At 66.3% G+C, this 18689-nt stretch carries 17 protein-coding genes and 1 tRNA gene; 10 read left to right on the plus strand and 8 right to left on the minus strand.

Annotation, left to right across the window (positions count from 1 at the left end):
- On the plus strand, positions 1 to 1118 hold a 1118-nt coding region (gene bamA, locus KHC28_RS19590; RefSeq protein WP_214010068.1), incomplete at its 5' end, for an outer membrane protein assembly factor BamA.
- Positions 1119 to 1644: 526 nt separating this feature from the next.
- On the opposite strand, the gene KHC28_RS19595 is transcribed toward bamA, so the two are convergent.
- Positions 1645 to 1720, minus strand: a tRNA-Ile gene (locus tag KHC28_RS19595).
- Positions 1721 to 1906: 186 nt separating this feature from the next.
- Here KHC28_RS19595 and KHC28_RS19600 point away from each other — a divergent pair.
- Positions 1907 to 2650 (plus strand): SIMPL domain-containing protein, encoded by a 744-nt coding sequence (locus KHC28_RS19600; RefSeq protein WP_214010069.1) that lies wholly within the window; start codon positions 1907 to 1909, stop codon positions 2648 to 2650.
- Here KHC28_RS19600 and KHC28_RS19605 read toward each other — a convergent pair.
- Positions 2629 to 3543, minus strand: coding sequence for a diacylglycerol/lipid kinase family protein (locus KHC28_RS19605; protein WP_214010070.1), 915 nt, complete (start codon positions 3541 to 3543; stop codon positions 2629 to 2631). The genes KHC28_RS19600 and KHC28_RS19605 overlap by 22 nt on opposite strands.
- A 247-nt stretch (positions 3544 to 3790) precedes the next feature.
- Between KHC28_RS19605 and KHC28_RS19610 the strand changes: the two genes are divergently transcribed.
- Positions 3791 to 4183: a hypothetical protein gene (locus KHC28_RS19610; RefSeq protein WP_214010071.1), complete on the plus strand. Its 393-nt coding sequence runs from the start codon at positions 3791 to 3793 to the stop codon at positions 4181 to 4183.
- A gap of 9 nt (positions 4184 to 4192) precedes the next feature.
- Here KHC28_RS19610 and KHC28_RS19615 read toward each other — a convergent pair whose 3' ends face one another.
- Complete coding sequence (locus KHC28_RS19615; RefSeq protein WP_214010072.1) at positions 4193 to 5179, minus strand: tetratricopeptide repeat protein; 987 nt, start codon at positions 5177 to 5179, stop codon at positions 4193 to 4195.
- Positions 5180 to 5448: 269 nt separating this feature from the next.
- On the opposite strand from KHC28_RS19615, the gene KHC28_RS19620 reads away from it, so the two are divergent.
- The 3 genes from KHC28_RS19620 (at position 5449) to KHC28_RS19630 (ending at position 8960) form a co-directional block, all read left to right on the plus strand.
- Entirely contained in the window at positions 5449 to 7713 is a 2265-nt protein-coding gene (locus tag KHC28_RS19620) for a TonB-dependent receptor (RefSeq protein WP_246565036.1), read from the plus strand.
- Positions 7714 to 7815: 102 nt separating this feature from the next.
- On the plus strand, positions 7816 to 8499 hold the full coding sequence (locus KHC28_RS19625) for a Fe2+-dependent dioxygenase (protein WP_214010073.1): 684 nt from the start codon (positions 7816 to 7818) through the stop codon (positions 8497 to 8499).
- Between the two features lie 98 nt (positions 8500 to 8597).
- Positions 8598 to 8960 (plus strand): DMT family protein, encoded by a 363-nt coding sequence (locus tag KHC28_RS19630; RefSeq protein ID WP_214010074.1) that lies wholly within the window; start codon positions 8598 to 8600, stop codon positions 8958 to 8960.
- A 22-nt stretch (positions 8961 to 8982) separates the two neighbouring features.
- Here KHC28_RS19630 and KHC28_RS19635 read toward each other — a convergent pair whose 3' ends face one another.
- The 3 genes from KHC28_RS19635 to KHC28_RS19645 form a co-directional block, all read right to left on the minus strand.
- A complete protein-coding gene (locus KHC28_RS19635; protein ID WP_376772765.1) occupies positions 8983 to 10149 on the minus strand; it encodes a PQQ-dependent sugar dehydrogenase in 1167 nt (388 codons plus the stop codon).
- Positions 10150 to 10326: 177 nt separating this feature from the next.
- Positions 10327 to 10638 carry a hypothetical protein gene (locus KHC28_RS19640; protein ID WP_214010075.1) on the minus strand — a complete coding sequence of 104 codons (312 nt, stop codon included), beginning with the start codon at positions 10636 to 10638 and terminating at the stop codon, positions 10327 to 10329.
- A gap of 142 nt (positions 10639 to 10780) precedes the next feature.
- A complete protein-coding gene (locus KHC28_RS19645) occupies positions 10781 to 11413 on the minus strand; it encodes a glutathione S-transferase family protein (RefSeq protein WP_214010076.1) in 633 nt (210 codons plus the stop codon).
- Between the two features lie 144 nt (positions 11414 to 11557).
- On the opposite strand from KHC28_RS19645, the gene KHC28_RS19650 reads away from it, so the two are divergent.
- From KHC28_RS19650 to KHC28_RS19665, 4 genes are all read left to right on the plus strand, one after another.
- A complete protein-coding gene (locus tag KHC28_RS19650) occupies positions 11558 to 12760 on the plus strand; it encodes a pyridoxal phosphate-dependent aminotransferase (RefSeq protein ID WP_214010077.1) in 1203 nt (400 codons plus the stop codon).
- 89 nt (positions 12761 to 12849) lie between these two features.
- Positions 12850 to 13344 carry a DUF992 domain-containing protein gene (locus KHC28_RS19655; protein ID WP_214010078.1) on the plus strand — a complete coding sequence of 165 codons (495 nt, stop codon included), beginning with the start codon at positions 12850 to 12852 and terminating at the stop codon, positions 13342 to 13344.
- 194 nt (positions 13345 to 13538) lie between these two features.
- Positions 13539 to 14525: a protein-methionine-sulfoxide reductase catalytic subunit MsrP gene (msrP, locus tag KHC28_RS19660; RefSeq protein WP_214010079.1), complete on the plus strand. Its 987-nt coding sequence runs from the start codon at positions 13539 to 13541 to the stop codon at positions 14523 to 14525.
- Between the two features lie 143 nt (positions 14526 to 14668).
- Positions 14669 to 16321 (plus strand): cation:proton antiporter domain-containing protein, encoded by a 1653-nt coding sequence (locus KHC28_RS19665; RefSeq protein WP_214010080.1) that lies wholly within the window; start codon positions 14669 to 14671, stop codon positions 16319 to 16321.
- 380 nt (positions 16322 to 16701) lie between these two features.
- Here the strand turns inward: KHC28_RS19665 and KHC28_RS19670 are convergent, their stop codons facing one another.
- A complete protein-coding gene (locus tag KHC28_RS19670; protein WP_213350993.1) occupies positions 16702 to 17595 on the minus strand; it encodes a LysR family transcriptional regulator in 894 nt (297 codons plus the stop codon).
- 28 nt (positions 17596 to 17623) lie between these two features.
- Positions 17624 to 18592 (minus strand): thioredoxin-disulfide reductase, encoded by a 969-nt coding sequence (gene trxB, locus KHC28_RS19675; protein ID WP_214010081.1) that lies wholly within the window; start codon positions 18590 to 18592, stop codon positions 17624 to 17626.
- Between the last annotated feature and the right edge of the window lie 97 nt (positions 18593 to 18689).

Raw genomic sequence — 18689 nt, forward strand, 5'->3', positions numbered from 1 at the left:
CGATCTCGGGCGGCTACTCGACCTCGGACGGCTTCATCGGCGAAGTGGCGGTGTCGGAGAAGAACTTCCTCGGCCGCGGCCAGTATGTCCGCCTCGCCGGCACGCTCGGCGAGGATACGCAGGGCATCGACTTCAATTTCACCGAGCCCTACTTCCTCGACTCCCGCATCTCTGCCGGTTTCGACCTGTCCTGGCGAGTGACGGAAGCCACCAGCTCAAGTCCTTACGACACGACGACCGCAGGCGGCACGCTGCGCGTCGGCCTGCCGTTCTCCGACGAGCTAACCCTCGGCCTGCGCTACACGCTGTCGCAGAAGGAAATCTCGATCGACGAGGAAACCATCGAAGATTACGGCACACCGTCATGGGCACTGCTTGAAATCAACAATCAGGCCTACATCACCTCGGCGATCGGCTACACGCTCAGCTACAACATGCTGGACAGCAACATCGGCCCGACCAACGGCTACCTGCTCGAGTTCAAGCAGGACCTCGCCGGTGTCGGCGGCGATGTGAACTACATCCGCTCGACCTTCGATTCCCGCTGGTACATGCCCGCCTTCGGCGACGTGGTGCTGATGGTGCGCGGCCAGGCGGGCAACGTCTCCTCCTGGGGCGGCGAGGACCTGCGCATCCTCGACAACTTCTTCAAGGGGCCGGACCTCGTCCGCGGCTTCGAATCGAACGGTATCGGTCCGCGCGACCTGGCCTCCGGCCTCGACGGTTCCGATCCGGACGCGCTGGGCGGCACGCTCTACTGGGGCGCCTCCGCTGAGTTGCAGTTCCCGCTTACCTTCCTGCCGAAGGAGGTGGGAATGAGCGCCGCGCTGTTCGCCGATGCCGGCTCTCTGTGGGGATATGAGGGCGGCACGACCTTCGAAAACGTTTCCGGCTGGCAAGACAATCTCGTCGATTGCAGCGCGATCTCAGGCTCCAGGACCAAGGGCTACGCCAATGTCTGCGTCGCCGACAGCGACTCGATCCGCTCCTCGGTCGGCGTGAGCCTGATCTGGAAGTCGCCCTTCGGCCCGCTGCGCTTCGACTATGCCTGGGTGCTGACCAAGGAAGACTACGACCAGACGCAGGCGTTCCGCTTCAGCGGCGGTACGAAGTTCTGATGGGCGCGCCTTCACCTGCTCGAACACTGCGGTCGTGCTGGGGTTCCTTGACGAACCAGACGCGGCTGTGTCCGGGGCTGCCCCGGATGGCCGCCGTCGAGTCTCCGTCCCGCGTGTGGGCGACGCAATTCTGACGGAGGGGACGTTAGCCCTTCGCGTGCCCGGCGATCGGATATTGGTGGACGAGGACAGGGCCCGAGCGAGGTCGCTCGCGCCTGCATTCACGATGGTGATCTTCGCACCGCCGCCTCCACCAGATCGCAGCCATTGGAGGGGGACTGGTCTTGCTTACCGGTCGCGAAGACGGCCGTGTTTGCAGTCCATAATCTCGTGCCGGGCGCGGCGATCCCAGCCGATATGAATGAAGTCTGGGCGGCCGAACGCGCGGACGGCGGACCAACAGCGGTCGTCGCGGAAGCCGACGAAATGGGCGCACAGGGCAGGCATCTCAGCCTCAATCGTTGGTCGTTTTGTTGGCAATAACGGCCCGATTGCGAGCCCACCTAAGCTAAGTGCTTGATATAATTGGTGGGCCCGGCAGGACTCGAACCTGCAACCAGACCGTTATGAGCGGCCGGCTCTAACCATTGAGCTACAGGCCCGCCGCGGAGGGCGGGGCCGCTCCGGGGAAGCGGGCGAACGCTAGCAAATACCCATCGCGACGCCAACACTCGGGCATCGCGCCGGAGGGCGCCGTCCACCGCCGTATTGCCGCCACCGGGAGGTGGTTTGCCTCGCATGCCGCTACGTCGGCGCGACACCATCCTGTTCCCCGGGGAATGCGCAACATGAAACTCGCCCAGGCCGCTCCTGCCGCCGCCCTCGCCGCCCTCGTCTCCGCCAGCCTCTTCGCCGGCCTGTCGCCGCTGTCGGCGCAGGAGCTCTCCGCCGCTCCCCGGCGTCCGACCCTTACGGTCACCGGCGAAGGCCGCGCCGCCGCCGCCCCGGACATGGCGCGCTTCTCCACCGGGGTGATCAGCGACGGCAAGACCGCGCGCGAGGCGCTCGACGCCAACAGCAAGGCGGTCACCGACATGATCGCCGCGCTCAAGGATTCCGGCATCGAGGCACGCGATATCGCCACCTCCGGCTTCTCCGTGCAGCCGCAATACGCGCCGCCGAAGAAGGATTCCACCGAGCCGCCGCGGGTCGTCGCCTACCAGGTGCAGAACAACGTCTCGGTGCGGCTGCGCGATCTCGGCCGTCTCGGCGATCTGCTCGACAAGATGGTGACCTCCGGCGCCAACCAGATCGGCGGCATCTCCTTCGACATCGCCGAGCCGGCCAAGCTGGAAGACAAGGCGCGTGTTGCGGCGGTGGAGGATGCCCGCCACCAGGCTGAACTGATCGCCCAGGCGAGCGGCGTGCGGCTGGTGCGCATTCTCACCGTCACCGGTAATGGCGGGGTGCGGCCGATGGGGCGGGCCATGGCGGCGCCGATGCTGATGAAGGCGGATTCCGTGCCGGTCGAGGCCGGAGAGGCCGAGGTCCAGGCCAGCGTCGCGGTGACCTACGAGATCGAGCCGCGCTGAGGCGCGGCGTCCGGCACCAGCAGTTCGAGCGCCTGCGGCACCACGCGATAGTGCAGCGGCAGGCGCTCGCGGCTCAGCTCGCCGTCGGTCGAGACCCAGCTGCGCTTGCGCTCGCCGCGGCTGATGAGGATGTCCCGCCCGGCGAGGCTGACGATGCCGGGATTGCCGCGCCAGCTATCCGTCACCAGATCGGCGCCGGCCTTCAGCTTGGCGAGCGCGCCGCGATCCTCGACGATGTGGACTTCCAGCAGGCCCTCGTCGAGCCGCCCGCGCCGCCAGCCCGGTCCGGTGAAGCGGTTCACGGTGACGAGGGCCGAGAAGGCCGCGAAATGCCGCCTCTGGCCGTCGACCTCGACGTCGATATGGATGCGCCCGGTGCGCCGCAGGGCGAGAAAGGCGGCGATCGGCACGGCGAAGAAGCGGCCGAGCCCCCAGCGGCGGGCGGTTTCCCGCGCCCGCGCCATCTGGCTGAAGAAGCCGAAGCCGGAAATGGTGTGGAACCGCCGCCCGTTCAGCGTGCCCATGTCGACGCGCATCGGCCGGGCGGTGTCGAGCGCGTCGAGCGCGGCTCCGATATCGGTCGGCATACCGATGTCGTGCGCCAGCAGGTTCATCGTGCCCAGCGGCAGGATGCCGAGCGCCTTGCCGGAATTCTCGTGGCAGCGCGCCGCCAGGCTGACGCTGCCATCGCCGCCGCCGACGATCACCGTATCGTGCGGCCCGCGTCCGCTGGCACGGATGGCTCGCAGCAAGTCCTCGCCGGTGAGCAGCTGCACCTCCACCTTGCGGCCGTCGCGGGAGAGCCGGTCGGCCACTTCGCGGCGCACCGCCTCGCCGTCGCGTTGCTGCAGGGTTCCTGCCTTTGCGTTCAGCAGGACGAGGACATGGCGCATGGTTCGGCTCGGAATGAAACGGGGCAGGGAGGGCGACACGACAATGCAAGGCAATGTGGCGGAGGCAATATGGCGGGAGGGGAACGCGGCGGCAGGCGGAACGGCAACGGCGGCACGGCGACTAGGTTCCTCCGGTCGAACCGGCGATCGACGGTGGAGGATCGGCGAGGCGTTCGGACGTCGGGCTCGACGCGGATGAGAGAGACCGAATAGGCTGCGACCATGGCAAGATGGGGAGCCGCCGGCAATGGCGCAGATCAACAGGCCGTCCATGGTGCGCCTGCGGGCGGGCTTGCTGGTGCTGATGGCGCTCGCCTATCTGTCCTTCGTCGTCGGTCGCTGGATGGCGACGCTGTTCTCGCTGGGGATCCTGTGGGCGGCAGCGATCGGCATTCTGGTCGCGCTGCTGGTCGCGCTGGCTGCCAGCCGGCTCGACCGTACCGCCTATCTGATCATCGCCGCATTGGTGGCGCTGTTCGGCGCTTTCACCGCCTATGATTTCGCCCGCGGCCCGATCGATTTCTCGCAGGGCACCGCGACCGTGCTCGCCCTCGTCGCCGGCCTGCTGCTGGCCGCCGCCTTCTGGGACTTCGCCAATCTGCTGCGCGAGTTCCGCGCTTGGGCCGAAAGCCGGCGCTGACCCCGCGGCCTAGTTGCCGCGCCGAAGCAGCGCGCGGATCGCCCGCGGCAGCCGGGAGCGAGCCTTCTTGGGAGCGAGCGACGCTTCGGCTCTTTGCCGGATAACAGCTTCGCGGGCGAGGCGCTCGCGATCCTCGATCTGCCGGGCATCGGCGAAGGCGATCCGCGCGGCCTCGGGGTCCGCCGCGCCGCCCACCCCCTCGACAAGGGCGGAGGCATAGGCCCGCTGGTCCTGCGCCGTATCGCTCGCGCAGGCGCGCCTCAGCGCCAGCAGCGCGAGGGCGCCGATCGCCGGGTCGGGGTTGGCGCGCAAGCCCTCGCCGGCGAGCCGGCAGAAGGCCGGTACCGCGCCCTCCAGGCTCTTGCGCATCCAGGCGAGCCCTTCCTCCTGCCGGCCGGCCGATAGCAGCAGCCGGCCATAGTCGAACTGGCCGCGATAGTCGCCGCCCTCGGCGCCGCGACGATACCAGCGTCGCGCCGCCGCCGGTCGCGCCGGCCGGTCCCAGCCATTTTCCAGATAGCGTCCGACCAGCGTGGCTGCCTTGACGTGGCCGGCGCGGGCGGCACGGACATAGAGGCTGAGCGCCTCCCGGCGGTCGGACGGCACGCCATTGCCGGCCAGCAACAGGCCGGCGAGATTGAACCGTGCCCAGGCGTCGCCGGCCTGCGCCGCCTGACGATAGAACTCGGCCGCGCGCGCCGGTGCGATGAGTGTGCCCCAGCCATGCTCGTGGCAGCGCCCCACCATGTTGAGGCCTTCGGCGCTGCCGGCCTGCGCGGCGATGGAGAACCAGCGCAACGCGGCCTCGGCATCCCGCGTCGTGCCGGTGCCGTCGAGCAGCATGCGCCCCCAGGCGAGCTGGGCATTGACGAGGCCGTTCAGCGCGCCCGCCCGCACCCAGTGGGCAGCGGCCTGCGGCCCCTCGGCGATGCGAAGCTTCAGTTCGTCGGCACCCATGCGTTTCAGCGCCGCAAGGGAAATCCAATCATCGGCCATGCGCTGTCACGATCTTGTAAATCATCGTCCATGTGTCGTTGCGGCAACATAGGCGTTGGCGCGGCTGGATTGAGACGGAAATAGGGCAATCGATTGTGCAATGGCAAGGAGTTGTGATCTGATTCAATTTTTAACAATTAAAAACAAAGTCCATCCTGGCATGCCAAGCGAATTAGACTTTTGAATCTCTAAAAAACATAGTGTTTGAACCGAGTTAGACTCTTCCTTTATCCGACCTGATGTTGGACGTGCTCACAGGGGTTGGACGAATGACGAAGATGAAGACACTCAGGCCCTCGGTATCCGGGGCGGCCTTGACCACCGGCTTGGCTATGACGATGTCGGCTATCCCGCTGCTGGACGCGCAGGCCCAGCAGGCCACGTCGACGCCGAACGCAACGGAAGAACTGCCCACCGTCACTGTCGAGGGTGACAACGCCCCGGCCAATGCTCTTGAGGCCACCACCGGCCTGTCGCGCATGCCGGGCACGATTCAGGATACGCCGCAGACCATAACCGTCATCTCGCAGGAGACGATGCAGCAGCAGGGCGTCACCACGCTCGAACAGGCGCTGCGCAACGTGCCCGGCGTCACCGCCTCGTCCGGCGAAGGCAATGGCGGCATGAACGGCGACCAGTTCCGCATTCGCGGCTTCCAGGCCAATGGCGACATCTATGTCGATGGCCTGCGCGATTTCGGCTCCTATACCCGCGACAGCTTTGCCTTCGAATCCGTCGAGGTGTTCAAGGGCTCGTCGTCCGAAAATTTCGGCATGGGGACCACAGGCGGTGCCATCAACATCACCCAGAAGCAAGCGCATCTGGGCGACAAGTATGATTTCGAAGGACAGATCGGTAACGGCCCGCTGTACCGCGTGGTCGGCGACGTCAACAAGCAGATAGACGACACCACTGCGGTGCGCTTTGTCGGTATGTACACCGAGCAGGATCTCGTCGATCGCGACTACATGTATAAGGACCGCTACGGTTTCCTGGGGGCCGTCGGCTTCGGTCTCGGCACCGACCAGACCTTGCACCTGAACATCTTCTATCAGGATGGTGACGGCCAGACAGACATGGGTGTCCCGTTCGCCACCCGCAGCACCGGCGTTTCCCTGCCGGTGACGGAATATCCCGGCGTGTCGCGCTCCAACTATTATGGCAAGGAGACCGACAAGGACAATTACGACGTCACCATGTTCACGGCCAAGTATCGTAACGAGGTGAATGATTGGCTGACCGTTACCAATGATAGCCGGCTGGCTTATTACAATCGTTACTATACCCAGTCGGCGGCTACCTGTGCGGCTGCCACCTGTGGCATTCCAGTCATCAATGGCAATCCGAACGTTCCCTATTCTCTTGGCGGTCCGGCAGGCTTCGACCAGGAGACTTATGGCGGACAGAATATCACCACAGCGATCGCTGATTTTTCGATCGGAAAATTTCGGAATCAGTTCGTAGCCGGCGTCGATTTCTATTTCCAGAACGATGCCCGTAGCTATCTGACGAATTCCGGCACCAAGACAGTCGGTACCATTGCCGATCCGTCCTTCTACAATTCGGACAGCTTCTATGTTTACGATAGCGGACTAAATCTGCGCCGCTCTCAGGCTACCAATTCGGCAATATTTGCTTCGGATCGCTTCTGGTTTGTCGACACGGTATCGTTGCTCGCCGGTGGCCGCTTCGACAACTACAACATCAACTACGAAACCTCGACCACGGGCGGCAGGGCGCCCTCACCCGGAGTGCGCGGTTGGTCTGATTACGACTCACACTCTAGCTTCTTCAGCCCGAGCCTTTCGCTGATATGGGAGCCCACCAAGGAACAGACCTACTATGTTTCGTGGGGCAAGTCCTTCACGCCACCTGGTGGCAATGTTGCGGTCACTCCGAACCCGCTGAGCGGCACTTCCGCTGTCGCACCAGAATCAAATGAAACCACCGAAATTGGTGCCAAGTTCTCATTGCTCGATGGCAAGCTCGGTTTGACCGGTGCACTGTTTCATACCATCAAGGGTAACGCCTATTATTACGATGCTGTAGGCGACGCCGTGGCGACCGGCGACCGTCAGCGAGTGCAGGGTGTCGAGCTCGGCTTGACGGGCAACCTTACCGATGCTTGGACCGTTCAGGCTGCCTATACTTATCTCGATAGCGAAATCACTTATTCTCCTCCTGCAACGGCCGCGACCATCGGCAACGAGGTGAACTACGCTCCGCGTAATTCGGCCTCGATCTGGACCACCTACGATGTGGCCAAGCACTGGCTGACCTCCATCCCAGGTGAACTGCTCATCGGCGGCGGCATTACCTATACAGACGGCTACTATACGAATACCGCCAATACCGCCTGGATTCCCGAGACCTTCTCGCTCGACGCGCTGATCTCCTACAAGCAGGGCAATTATCGGTTCGCGGTCAACGGTTACAACCTGACCGACGAACTTAACTACGTGGCGGGCTTCAACAACCGTGCCGTCGTGGGTACCGGCCGCGCCGTCGTGTTCACTGTGGGCGCCACCTTCTGAGGGCCTGCCTTCCCTGACCTCTTCACTCGGCGGATGCTCCTGTCGGGGCGTCCGCCACCTTCGGCCCCGCTTGCGGGGCCGCTTTCTTTCGAGGTGTATCCCATGCTCGTGACCATTCCCGACGTGCTGACCCGCGACGAGGTCGCCTATTGCCGCCGTGTGCTGGAATCCTCGCAGTGGGTGGATGGCCGCGCCACGGCGGGGGTGCAGGCGGCGAAGACCAAGAACAACCTGCAGATTCCCGAGGACTCCAAGGAAGCCCGCGAACTCGGCGACATCATCCTGCGGGCGCTGGGCCGCAACCCGGTGTTCAATTCCGCCGCCATGCCGCTGCGCGTGCTGCCGCCGATGTTCAACCGCTACGATGTCGGCATGGAGTTCGGCGCTCACGTCGACAGCGCCATCCGCGCCATTCCCGGCACCGGCATGCGCATGCGGGCGGACGTGTCGAGCACGCTCTCGCTCACCGATCCGGAGGAATATGATGGCGGCGAGCTGGTCATCGAGGATACGTTCGGTGGCCATGAGGTGAAGCTGCCGGCCGGCCACATGGTGGTCTATCCGTCGAGCAGCCTGCACGCGGTGCGCCCGATCACCCGCGGCAGCCGCTGGGGAAGCTTCTTCTGGACCCAGTCGATGATCAAGGACGATGGCCGCCGAGCGCTGCTCTACGATCTCGACGTCGCCATCGTACAGACCCGCGAGGTGGCGCCGATCGATTCACCCGCCGTGCTGTCGCTGACCAACGTCTATCACAACCTGCTGCGGCAATGGGTCGAGATGTGAGGCGGCCGCTGCGGCAGTCGCGATCGGTGCATTGACGTCGTTGCAGTGGGCGCTATCTCTCGCCGGTTCTTCCCGCGAGAGATGTCCAGAGAGGCCCGATGCCCGCGCTCACGTCGCTGTTCCCGCCCGCGCTGCTGCCGATCCTGCTGCTCACCGCCTCCAACATCTTCATGACCTTCGCCTGGTACGGTCATCTCAAATACAAGTCGGCGCCGCTGGTCATCGCGATACTGGCGAGCTGGGGCATCGCGCTGTTCGAGTATTGCCTGGCCGTGCCGGCCAACCGCTATGGCTCGGCCGTCTATGCCACCGCCGAGCTGAAGACCATGCAGGAGGTGATCACCCTGGTGGTGTTCGCCGGCTTCTCGGTGTTCTGGCTGAAGGAGCCGCTCGGCTGGAACCACGCCATCGGCTTCGCCTTCATCGCGCTGGGGGCGTGGTTCATCTTCCAGAAATGGTAGGCGCGGGGCTCACCCCCCCGGCTCACTCCCCCGGCGCGAGGCGCAGGAGCCGGCCGGCGCCGGGATCGTCGGTGAGCAGCCACAGCGCCCCGTCCGGCCCCTGCCGCACGTCGCGGATGCGCTCGCCGAGCTCGGTCAGCAGCGCCTCCTCCTCGACCACGCGCTGGCGCGAGGGATCGAGCTTCAGCCGCACCAGCCGGGTGCCGGAGAGCCCGCCGGTGAACAAATCGCCCTTCCAGCGCGGGATGAGGTTGCCGGTGTAGAAGGCGAGCCCCGCTGGCGAGATCGACGGGTCCCAGTATTTCACCGGCTGCTCCATGCCCGACTTCGCGGTGCCTTCGCCGATGGTCGCGCCGGAATAGTCGCGCCCATAGGTGATCACCGGCCAGCCGTAATTCTTGCCGGCTTCGGGATGGTTCAGCTCGTCGCCGCCGCGCGCGCCGTGCTCGACCGTCCAGAGCTGCCCGGTCTGCGGATCGATGGCGGCGCCCTGCACGTTGCGGTGGCCGAAGCTCCAGATCTCCGGCCGCGCACTGGCCGTCTTGGCGAAGGGATTGTCCGCCGGCGCCGAGCCGTCGGGATTGATGCGCACGATCTTGCCGATATGGGTCGAGAGCTTCTGCACCTCGGAGCGCAGCGAATAGCGGTCGCCGAGGGTGACGAACAGCGTGCCGTCGCGGCCGAAGGCGAGACGGGAGCCGTAATGGCTCGATCCGCCGGCCGAAGGCTGCTGGCGGAAGATCACCTCGACATTCTCCAGCCGGGCACCGCCGCCATTCTCGGTAAGCTTGGCCCGGGCGACACTGGTGCCCGAGATGCCCTCGCGCGGTTCGGCATAGGAGAAATACACCAGCCGGCTGGTGTCGAAATCCGGCGCCACGGCGATGTCGAGCAGGCCGCCCTGGCCGCTGGCATAGACCGACGGCACGCCGGCGACCGGCGCGGAGACCGTGCCCGAGCGGCTGACGATCCGCAGCCGGCCGGGCCGCTCCGTCACCAGCATGCGCCCGTCGGGCAGGAAGGCGAGGCCCCAGGGGTTCTCGAAGCCGCCCGCCACCGTCTCGAGGGTCATCGGGCCGGCGGAAGTGCGGACGCTGACCGGTGCTGCGCCCTGCGACTGTGCCAGCGCCGGGATCGCGCACAGGACGAGGGACAGCGAGAGGGCGGCGAGGCGGAAGGGGCGGATCACGATGCTCTCCGGTTGGCGGCTCCGGTCGGCATTCCGGCAAGGAGCGACCTGCGGGGAGCGACCTGACGCATCGTTAGATCAGGCGGGGCGGGGCAGGCAACGGGGTTGGTGAGGTAGGTGGCCCGACGGCGCGTTCAAACCCGCGTCACCGGCCCCATGGGAAGATGGAAGGCGGGCTCAGCCCTGGCGGCGCCGATGCCGCGGCTCGACCGGCTGCAGCGTGTTGCGCAGCATGTAGCCGGACAGGCCGCACAGTGCGACGAAGGCGGCGAGCAGCACCGCGCCGATGGTCAGCCGCCCGCTGGGATCGGCGCCGTCGATGGCGTTCATCTCCATGGCCGAGGCCGCCTGCAGGCCGAACATGCACAGCACCGCCACGATGGCGAGCGTCAGCGTGAGCACGACGCCGGCTTCCATCAGCGCCCGGCGAAAGCGGCGGACCGAGGTGTGCTTCACCTCGGCGGCAGCGACGACATCGTGGTGCGGCATGGCGAGATCCTCATCCGTCCGGCGCCGGAGCATTCCGTTCCGATGGGTGAGAGCTTCGATGCTGAACGCGGCTCGCCTTCGACGGTACTTGGGCGATGCCGCGCGATTTCGCGGCCATTTCGGGGCAAGAGGTTAACGCTTGTTAATCAGCGGCTTGCACGACCTGCGGACGCCACTCCATGTCGACATGGCCGGGCTGCGCCGCGACCCGCGCCAGCCAGGCGCGCACCGCCGGGAAGGGGGAGAGATCGAAGTCGCCCTCGTCGGCGACATGGGTGTGCGCGTAGAGCGCGATGTCGGCGATGGTGAAGGTCTGATCGACGAAGAAGCGGCGGCGTTGCAGGTGCCGGTCCATCACCTTCAGGGCGCGGTAGCCTTCCTCCATCCAGCGGTCGATGTCGTGGGTGCGCAGGTCGCGTCCGCCACGCACCAGCTTCAGCCAGAAGCGGGCGGCGGCGATGGCCGGCTCGTGCGAGTGCTGTTCGAAGAACATCCAGCGCAGCACCTCCGCGCGGGCGAGCCGGTCGGCCGGCAGCAGCTTCGTGCCCTCGGCGAGATAGAACAGGATGGCGTTCGATTCGGGCAGGAAGCGCCCGCCCGGCATTTCCAGGAGCGGCACCCGGCCTTCCGGGTTCTTCATGAGGAATTCCGGCGTGCGGTTCTCGCCGCGCAGCAGGTCGACGTCGACGAGCTCGAAGGGCGTATTGATACGCGCCAGCAGCATCCGGACCTTGTAGCAGTTGCCGGAACTCTGCATCGCATGGAGCTTGAGCACGTCGGATTCCCGGATACCGCGAAAAAGCGGGTGATCGCGGCGCCATACCGCATCGATAGGTGCGTTGTGAGGTGGGGAAAGACTTGCCGCCGTGCAAGGGCTCGACTAGTTGTCGCGCGCAAAACATCCAAACGGAGTCCGGCCATGAGCCTCGTATCCGCCGCCATGAAGCGCATCAAGCCTTCCGCGACCATCGCCATTTCCAACAAGGCGCGGGAGCTGAAAGCGGAAGGCCGCGACATCATCGCGCTGTCGGCCGGCGAGCCGGATTTCGAGACGCCCGACAACGTCAAGGAAGCCGCGATCAAGGCGATTCGCGACGGCCAGACCCGCTACACTGCGGTCGACGGCATTCCGGAGCTGAAGGCGGCGATCGTCGCCAAGTTCAAGCGCGAGAACGGCCTCACCTACAAGCCGAGCCAGATCACCGTCGGCACCGGCGGCAAGCAGGTGCTGTTCAACGCGCTGCTGGCCACCGTCGATGCCGGCGACGAGGTGATCATCCCGGCGCCGTACTGGGTGAGCTACCCGGACATCGTCAACTTCGCCGGCGGCACCCCGGTGGCGGTGGAGACGACGCTCGAGGACAATTTCAAGCTTCGTCCCGAGGCGCTTGAGGCGGCGATCACGCCGAAGACTAAGTGGCTGATCTTCAACTCGCCGTCGAACCCCTCCGGCGCGGCCTACAGCTATGACGAGCTCAAGGCGCTCACCGACGTGCTGGTGAAGTATCCGCATGTGTGGATCCTCACCGACGACATGTACGAGCACCTGGTCTATGACGACTTCAAGTTCGTCACCCCGGCGCAGGTCGAGCCCGCCCTCTACGACCGCACGCTGACCATGAACGGCGTGTCGAAGGCCTATTGCATGACCGGCTGGCGCATCGGCTATGCCGGCGGCCCGGAAGAGCTGATCAAGGCGATGGGGACGCTGCAGTCGCAGTCGACCTCGAACCCCTCGTCCATCGCCCAGTGGGCGGCGGTCGAGGCGCTGAACGGTCCGCAGGACTTCATCGCCGAGAACAACAAGTCGTTCAAGGAGCGCCGCGACCTCGTCGTCTCGATGCTCAACCAGGCGAACGGCCTCACCTGCCCGAAGCCGGAAGGCGCCTTCTACGTCTATCCGTCCTGCGCCGGTGTCATCGGCAAGACGACGGAATCGGGCAAGGTGATCGTCGACGACGAGGTGTTCGCGACTGAACTTCTCGACGCCGAAGGCGTTGCGGTGGTGCATGGCTCGGCTTTCGGCCTCGGCCCGGCGTTCCGCATTTCCTATGCGACCGCTACCAAGGACCTCGAGGAGGCGTGCCTGCGCATCCAGCGCTTCTGCGGCTCGCTCCGTTGAGGTAATAATATGGGGCGCGCCGGCACTCGCCGGCCGCCTTTAATGGTCCCATTTCCGGCGCAGAGGCGCTTGGTTCAAGGAGATCGATCATGTTCCGCAAATATGTGACGCTCGGTGCCTTCGCGGCGACCCTCGTCGCCGGATTCGGCGGCGTCCTCGCGACGCCGGCCTCGGCCCAGCAGATCAACCGTGTGCAGGTCGGCACGCTGGAGTGCACCGGCTCCAAGTCGGTGAGCTTCATCATCGGCTCGAAGCGCACGCTCGACTGCCGCTTCGTTACCCGCCGCGGCGCCCGCTATGCCTATGAGGGCACCATTCGCCGCTGGGGCCTCGATGTCGGCGTCACCGGCCGCAACGCGCTGGTCTGGGGCGTGTTCGCGCCCACTACCCGCATTGATTCCAGCGATCTCGCCGGCCGCTACACCGGCGTGTCCGGCAGTGTCGCGCTCGGTGTCGGCGTCGGCGGCAACGCGCTGCTCGGCGGCTCCAAGAACACCGTCGCGCTGCAGCCCTTCAGCGTCGAAGGCCAGACCGGCGTGAACCTCGCGGTGGGCGTGGGCGACCTGACCCTGCGGGCGAACTGACCGATCGGACAATTTCAGCGAACGGCCCGGCATCGGAAGGTGCCGGGCCGTTTTGCGTTGGAGCGCCGCCGTTTCACGTTCGCACGCCGGCCGGGCGGGGCGGCTTTGCCCGCACGGGGAGTTGAACGTACGGGATTGTAACGCTCGGTCGCTTTCGGACGTATCTTCTCGGTCACAGCCGATGGGAGATATCCATGCTGATCCGCCGTCGTCCTTCCTGGGAATTGCCTGAGAGTGCCGCCACGCCCGAAGCCGTCTATCTGTCGCGCCGTCATCTGCTCGGCGCCGGGGCCGGGCTGGCGGCGACGCTGGGGCTCGGTCTGCCGGCCGTTGCCGCTCCCACGCCGGGCAATCCCGACCTCGATCCGACCAAGGATCTCTATCCGGCCAAGCGCAACGACGCCTTCACGCTGGATCGCCCGGTGACGCCCGAGGAGATCTCCGGCAACTACAATAATTTCTACGAGTTCGGCTCCGACCGCCGCAACTACCAGGTGGCCGACATCGCCGAGCGCATGCCGCGCCGTCCCTGGACGGTGAAGATCGACGGCCTCGTCGAGAAGGAGCGCGAGGTCGGCATCGACGACATCATCCGCGCCATGCCGCTGGAGGAGCGCCTCTACCGCCACCGCTGCGTCGAGGCGTGGTCGATGGCGGTGCCATGGACCGGCTTCCCGGTGCGGGAGTTCATCGCCTACGCCAAGCCGCTGTCGGGGGCGAAGTACATCCGCATGGAGACCTTCCTGAACCCGGCGGTGGCGCCGGCGCAGAACCGCTTCATCTACCCCTGGCCCTATGTCGACGGCATCACCATGGTCGAGGGGATGAACGATCTCGCCTTCTTCGTCACCGGCGTCTACGGCAAGCCGGCGCCCAACCAGTACGGTGCCCCGCTGCGCCTCGCGCTGCCGTGGAAATACGGCTTCAAGTCGGTGAAGTCGATTGTGCGAATCTCCTTCGTCGCCGAGCGGCCGGTCGGGCTGTGGGAGCAGGTGCAGGGCCGCGAATACGGCTTCTGGGCCAATGTGAACCCGGAGGTTCCGCATCCGCGCTGGAGCCAGGCCAGCGAGCGCGACATCGGCACCGGCGAGCGGCGCCCGACGCTGATCTACAACGGCTATGGCGAGCAGGTCGCCGGCCTCTATGCCGGCATGGACAAGACCGAGAAGCTGTTCATGTGACCGGGCCCGCCGGGCAAATCGTCGCCCGGCGGTTCGCGACGCTTGCCTCTCGCGGTCGGGGCGGTCACCTTGCGGGTCGCGGCGGGACTCGCTGCCGCGTCACCCGACACCCCATATGTCACGCGCAAGGGAGGCGCCGCGCAATGCCGCATCAGGTGCCGCTGATCGCTACCGTCTGCCTGGCCTTCGTATTGGCGGCGATCCTCGGTTATCTCGCGACGCGGCTGCGGCTGTCGCCCATTGTCGGCTATCTGTTCGCCGGGCTGCTGGTGGGGCCCTATACGCCCGGCTTCGTCGCCGATACCGCGCTCGCCCCGCAACTCGCGGAGCTTGGCATCATCCTCCTGATGTTCGGCGTCGGCCTGCACTTCACCCCGCGCGACCTCCTGCGGGTCTGGAGCGTCGCGGTGCCCGGCGCGGTGGCGCAGATCGCCGTCGCCACCCTTGTGGGCCTCGGCCTTGCCTTGCTGTGGGGCTGGTCGGTGGCGGGCGGCCTCGTCTTCGGCCTGTCGCTGTCGGTCGCCTCGACCGTGGTGATGCTGCGCGCGCTGGAGGAGCAGCGGGCGGTTGAGACCGAGAACGGCCGTGTCGCCATAGGCTGGCTGGTGGTGGAAGACCTCGCCATGGTGCTGGTGCTGGTGCTGCTGCCGGTGCTGGCCGGGCTGGCGCGCGGGCAGCAGGCCGACCTGTCGGGCCTCGCCACCTCGATCGGCACCACGCTGGGGGCGGTGGCGCTGTTCGTGGCGCTCATGCTGGTCGTCGGGCGGCGGGTCATTCCCGCCATGCTGGCGCTGGTGGCCCGCACCGGCTCGCGCGAATTGTTCACCCTGTCGGTGCTCGGCGTCGCGCTCGGCATCGCCTATGGCTCGGCGCTGCTGTTCGGCGTGTCCTTCGCGCTCGGCGCCTTCTTCGCCGGGCTGGTGCTGGCCGAATCCGATCTCAGCCATCGCGCCGCCGAGGGCTCGCTGCCGCTGCGCGACGCCTTTGCGGTGCTGTTCTTCGTCTCGGTCGGCATGCTGTTCGACCCGAGCATCCTCCTGCGCCGGCCGCTCGACGTGGCGGCGGTGCTGATCGTCATCCTGGCGGTCAAGGCGGCGGTGGCGATCGGGCTGGTGCGCTTGCTCGGCCGCTCGCACGCCATGGCGGCGGCCGTGGCGGCGAGCCTCGCCCAGATCGGCGAGTTCTCCTTCATCCTCATCGGGCTGGGCATCAATGAGGGGCTGGTGCCGACCGACGCCCGCGACCTCATCGTCGCCGGGGCGATGATCTCCATCGCGCTCAACCCGTTCGTCTTCAAGGCGGCCGAGCGCTGGGCGGCGCGCTACGCCGGCGAGGAACGAGCGACGGTGCCGGTGGCGGAGGAGAGCTACGGGCCTCACCAGCCGCATGGCGACGGGCCGGTCATCCTCGTCGGTCTCGGCCGCGTCGGCTCCGCCATCGCCGCCCAGCTCGCCGAGGCGAAGGTGCCGCTGGTGGTGGTCGATCAGGATCGGCTCAAGGTCGAGCGCTGGCGGCGCGGCGGCGGGCGCGGCGTCGTCGCCAGCGGCAGCCCGGCGGAAGTGCTGAGCGACGCCGGCATCGCCGGCGCACGCATGCTGATGGTCACCGTGCCGGACGAATTGCAGGGCGGGGCGCTGATCGAGGTGGCCCGCCGCCTGCGCCGCGACCTGTTCATCGCCGCGCGCGCCCATAGCGAGGACGGGGTGGAGCACCTGCGTGGCCGCGGTGCCGACCTGGTTGTCTATGCCGAGCGCGAGATCGCCGGCCGCATGGTCGAGAACATCCTCGGGGTCTGACGAGCGCCCCGTGCCGCTCACGTCGTGAAGAGCGGATGTACCGCGCCAGATCCGGAAAGAAAAAAGCCGGGCTCAAGAGAGCCCGGCGAGTTTCGCCGCAGAGCGGCGACCTTCCAGAGGGGAACAGCTGAAGCACTCAGTGCAACAGCGTCGAAACAACATATGACTGTTCATAAGGCATTTGACAATGAATTATGCCCGCATGGCAGGCATGCGTTTTGCGAGCAGCGGCAATTATCTGTCGCAAAATCGCATTTATGTGACAATTTTATAATGAAACGGATGGGATTTGCGTCGATTTCCGCAAATCTTTCGGCAAATAGCCGCGCGCCCACGCCATCTCGGGCGATGGCGTGGGTAAAAATTAGGCGATCAGGGGATCAGAAGTTCCAGCGCTGCGCCTTAGCGACCAGGAAGTCGCGGAAGACCTGGATGCGCGCCACGGAGCGCATTTCCTGCGGGTAGACGAAATAGGCTTCCAGCGTCGGCGTCGGCCGCTCGGGGAAGAGCTGCACCAGCGTCGCCGAATCCTCCAGCAGGTAGTCCGGCACGATGCCGATGCCGACGCCGCGTTCCACCGCGCGCTTCAGCCCGAGCACGTTGTTCACCGACAGCGAGGGTACGCGTCCTTCCTGCCCGTCTTCGAGGCCGGCCCGCTCCAGCCAGTTCAGCGGCTGGAAATAGGAGGGGATCGGGCCGCCCAGCAGGATGATGCGGTGCTTGTCGATCTCGTCCAGCGTGCGCGGATGGCCGTTGCGCTTGAGATATTCCGCCGAGGCGAAGGCGTGGAAATGCACGGTGAACAGCTTGCGCTGGATCAGGTCCGGCTGCACCGGCTGGCGCAGGCGGATGGCGACGTCGGCCTCGCGCATGGCGAGGTCGAGCTCGTCGTCGGTCAGGATCAGCGTGATGCGGATATCGGGATAGAGCTCGAGGAACTCGCCGATCCGCGCCGTCAGCCAGTGGGTGCCGAGACCCATCGTGGTGGTGACGCGCAATTCGCCGTTCGGCTTCTCGCGGCTGTCGGTCAGCTTGGCCCGCGCGGCCTCCAGCTTCATGAACACTTCGTGCGCGGTGCGGTAGAGCAGGTCGCCCTGCTCGGTCAGGATCAGGCCGCGGGCATGGCGGTGGAACAGCGGGATGTTGAGTTCCTGCTCCAGCGCCGACACCTGCCGGCTCACCGCCGATTGCGACAGCCCCAGTGCCTCGCCGGCATGGGTGAAGGACCCGGCCTCCGCTGCGACGTGGAAGACCTTGAGCTTGTCCCAGTCCATGTCGCGTGCCCGCGCCTTGCCGTCCATGTCACTCCGCCGCATGTGCGAGGGGATGTCGGGCGGCGAGGAAACGCTCGGCTTCGAGCGCGGCCATGCAGCCCATGCCAGCGGCGGTTACCGCCTGTCGGAACGTGTCGTCGGCAACGTCGCCGGCGGCGAATACGCCTTCCACCGAGGTGGAGGTGGAGTAGGGGGCGGTCCACACATAGCCGCTCGGCTTCAGCTTCAGCTGGCCGGCGACCAGCTCGGTCGCCGGTGCGTGGCCGATGGCGATGAACACGCCGTCGGCCTTGTGTGCGCTGACGGCGCCGGTCTCGACATTCTTCAGCGTGACGCCGGTGACCCTTGTGGGCTCGTTCTCGCCCTTCACCTCATGCAGCACGGCGTTCCACACCACCTCGACCTTGGGGTGGGCGAACAGCCGGTCCTGCAGGATGCGCTCGGCGCGGAAATGGTCGCGGCGATGCACCACCGTCACCTTGGAGGCGAAGTTGGTGAGGAACAGAGCTTCCTCGACCGCGGTATTGCCGCCGCCGATCACGAACACTTCCTTGCCGCGATAGAAGAAGCCGTCGCAGGTAGCGCAAGCGGAGACGCCGAAGCCACGATAGGCCTGCTCGGAGGGCAGGTCGAGCCAGCGCGCCTGGGCGCCGGTGGAGAGAATCACCGTCTCGGCGATCCACACCTGCCCCGCATCGGTCTCCAGTCGGAACGGACGGGAGGAGAAGTCGGCCTTGGTGACGATGTCGCTGACGATGCGCGTGCCCATGTGCTCGGCCTGCGCCTGCATCTGCTCCATCAGCCACGGTCCCTGGATCGGGTCCTTGAAGCCGGGATAATTCTCGACATCGGTGGTGATGGTCAGCTGCCCGCCGGGCTGGATGCCCTGGAACAGCACCGGCTCCAGCATGGCGCGCGCGGCGTAGATGGCGGCGGTGTAGCCGGCAGGGCCGGAGCCGATGATCGCAACCTTGATGTGGTTGGGGGCCGGCGACATGGAATGCACTCGCGAAATCTCGTGGGGCGGCACCGGCCGCTCCTTCAGCAGGGCTGCATCTGGCCGCTGGCATCGTCGCTTGCAAGGGGGGAGCGAT

The sequence above is a fragment of the Ancylobacter sonchi genome (assembly GCF_018390695.1).
GTDB lineage: Bacteria > Pseudomonadota > Alphaproteobacteria > Rhizobiales > Xanthobacteraceae > Ancylobacter > Ancylobacter sonchi.

Bases quoted from the DNA above. Each gene is read 5' to 3' on its own strand.
- KHC28_RS19600 (WP_214010069.1), top strand. From the start codon at position 1,907: ATGAAACTCGCCCAGGCCGCTCCTGCCGCCGCCCTCGCCGCCCTCGTC.
- KHC28_RS19605 (WP_214010070.1), bottom strand. From the start codon at position 3,543: ATGCGCCATGTCCTCGTCCTGCTGAACGCAAAGGCAGGAACCCTGCAG.
- KHC28_RS19610 (WP_214010071.1), top strand. From the start codon at position 3,791: ATGGCGCAGATCAACAGGCCGTCCATGGTGCGCCTGCGGGCGGGCTTG.
- KHC28_RS19615 (WP_214010072.1), bottom strand. From the start codon at position 5,179: ATGGCCGATGATTGGATTTCCCTTGCGGCGCTGAAACGCATGGGTGCC.
- KHC28_RS19620 (WP_246565036.1), top strand. From the start codon at position 5,449: ATGACGAAGATGAAGACACTCAGGCCCTCGGTATCCGGGGCGGCCTTG.
- KHC28_RS19625 (WP_214010073.1), top strand. From the start codon at position 7,816: ATGCTCGTGACCATTCCCGACGTGCTGACCCGCGACGAGGTCGCCTAT.
- KHC28_RS19630 (WP_214010074.1), top strand. From the start codon at position 8,598: ATGCCCGCGCTCACGTCGCTGTTCCCGCCCGCGCTGCTGCCGATCCTG.
- KHC28_RS19640 (WP_214010075.1), bottom strand. From the start codon at position 10,638: ATGCCGCACCACGATGTCGTCGCTGCCGCCGAGGTGAAGCACACCTCG.
- KHC28_RS19650 (WP_214010077.1), top strand. From the start codon at position 11,558: ATGAGCCTCGTATCCGCCGCCATGAAGCGCATCAAGCCTTCCGCGACC.
- KHC28_RS19655 (WP_214010078.1), top strand. From the start codon at position 12,850: ATGTTCCGCAAATATGTGACGCTCGGTGCCTTCGCGGCGACCCTCGTC.
- msrP (WP_214010079.1), top strand. From the start codon at position 13,539: ATGCTGATCCGCCGTCGTCCTTCCTGGGAATTGCCTGAGAGTGCCGCC.
- KHC28_RS19665 (WP_214010080.1), top strand. From the start codon at position 14,669: ATGCCGCATCAGGTGCCGCTGATCGCTACCGTCTGCCTGGCCTTCGTA.
- KHC28_RS19670 (WP_213350993.1), bottom strand. From the start codon at position 17,595: ATGGACTGGGACAAGCTCAAGGTCTTCCACGTCGCAGCGGAGGCCGGG.
- trxB (WP_214010081.1), bottom strand. From the start codon at position 18,592: ATGTCGCCGGCCCCCAACCACATCAAGGTTGCGATCATCGGCTCCGGC.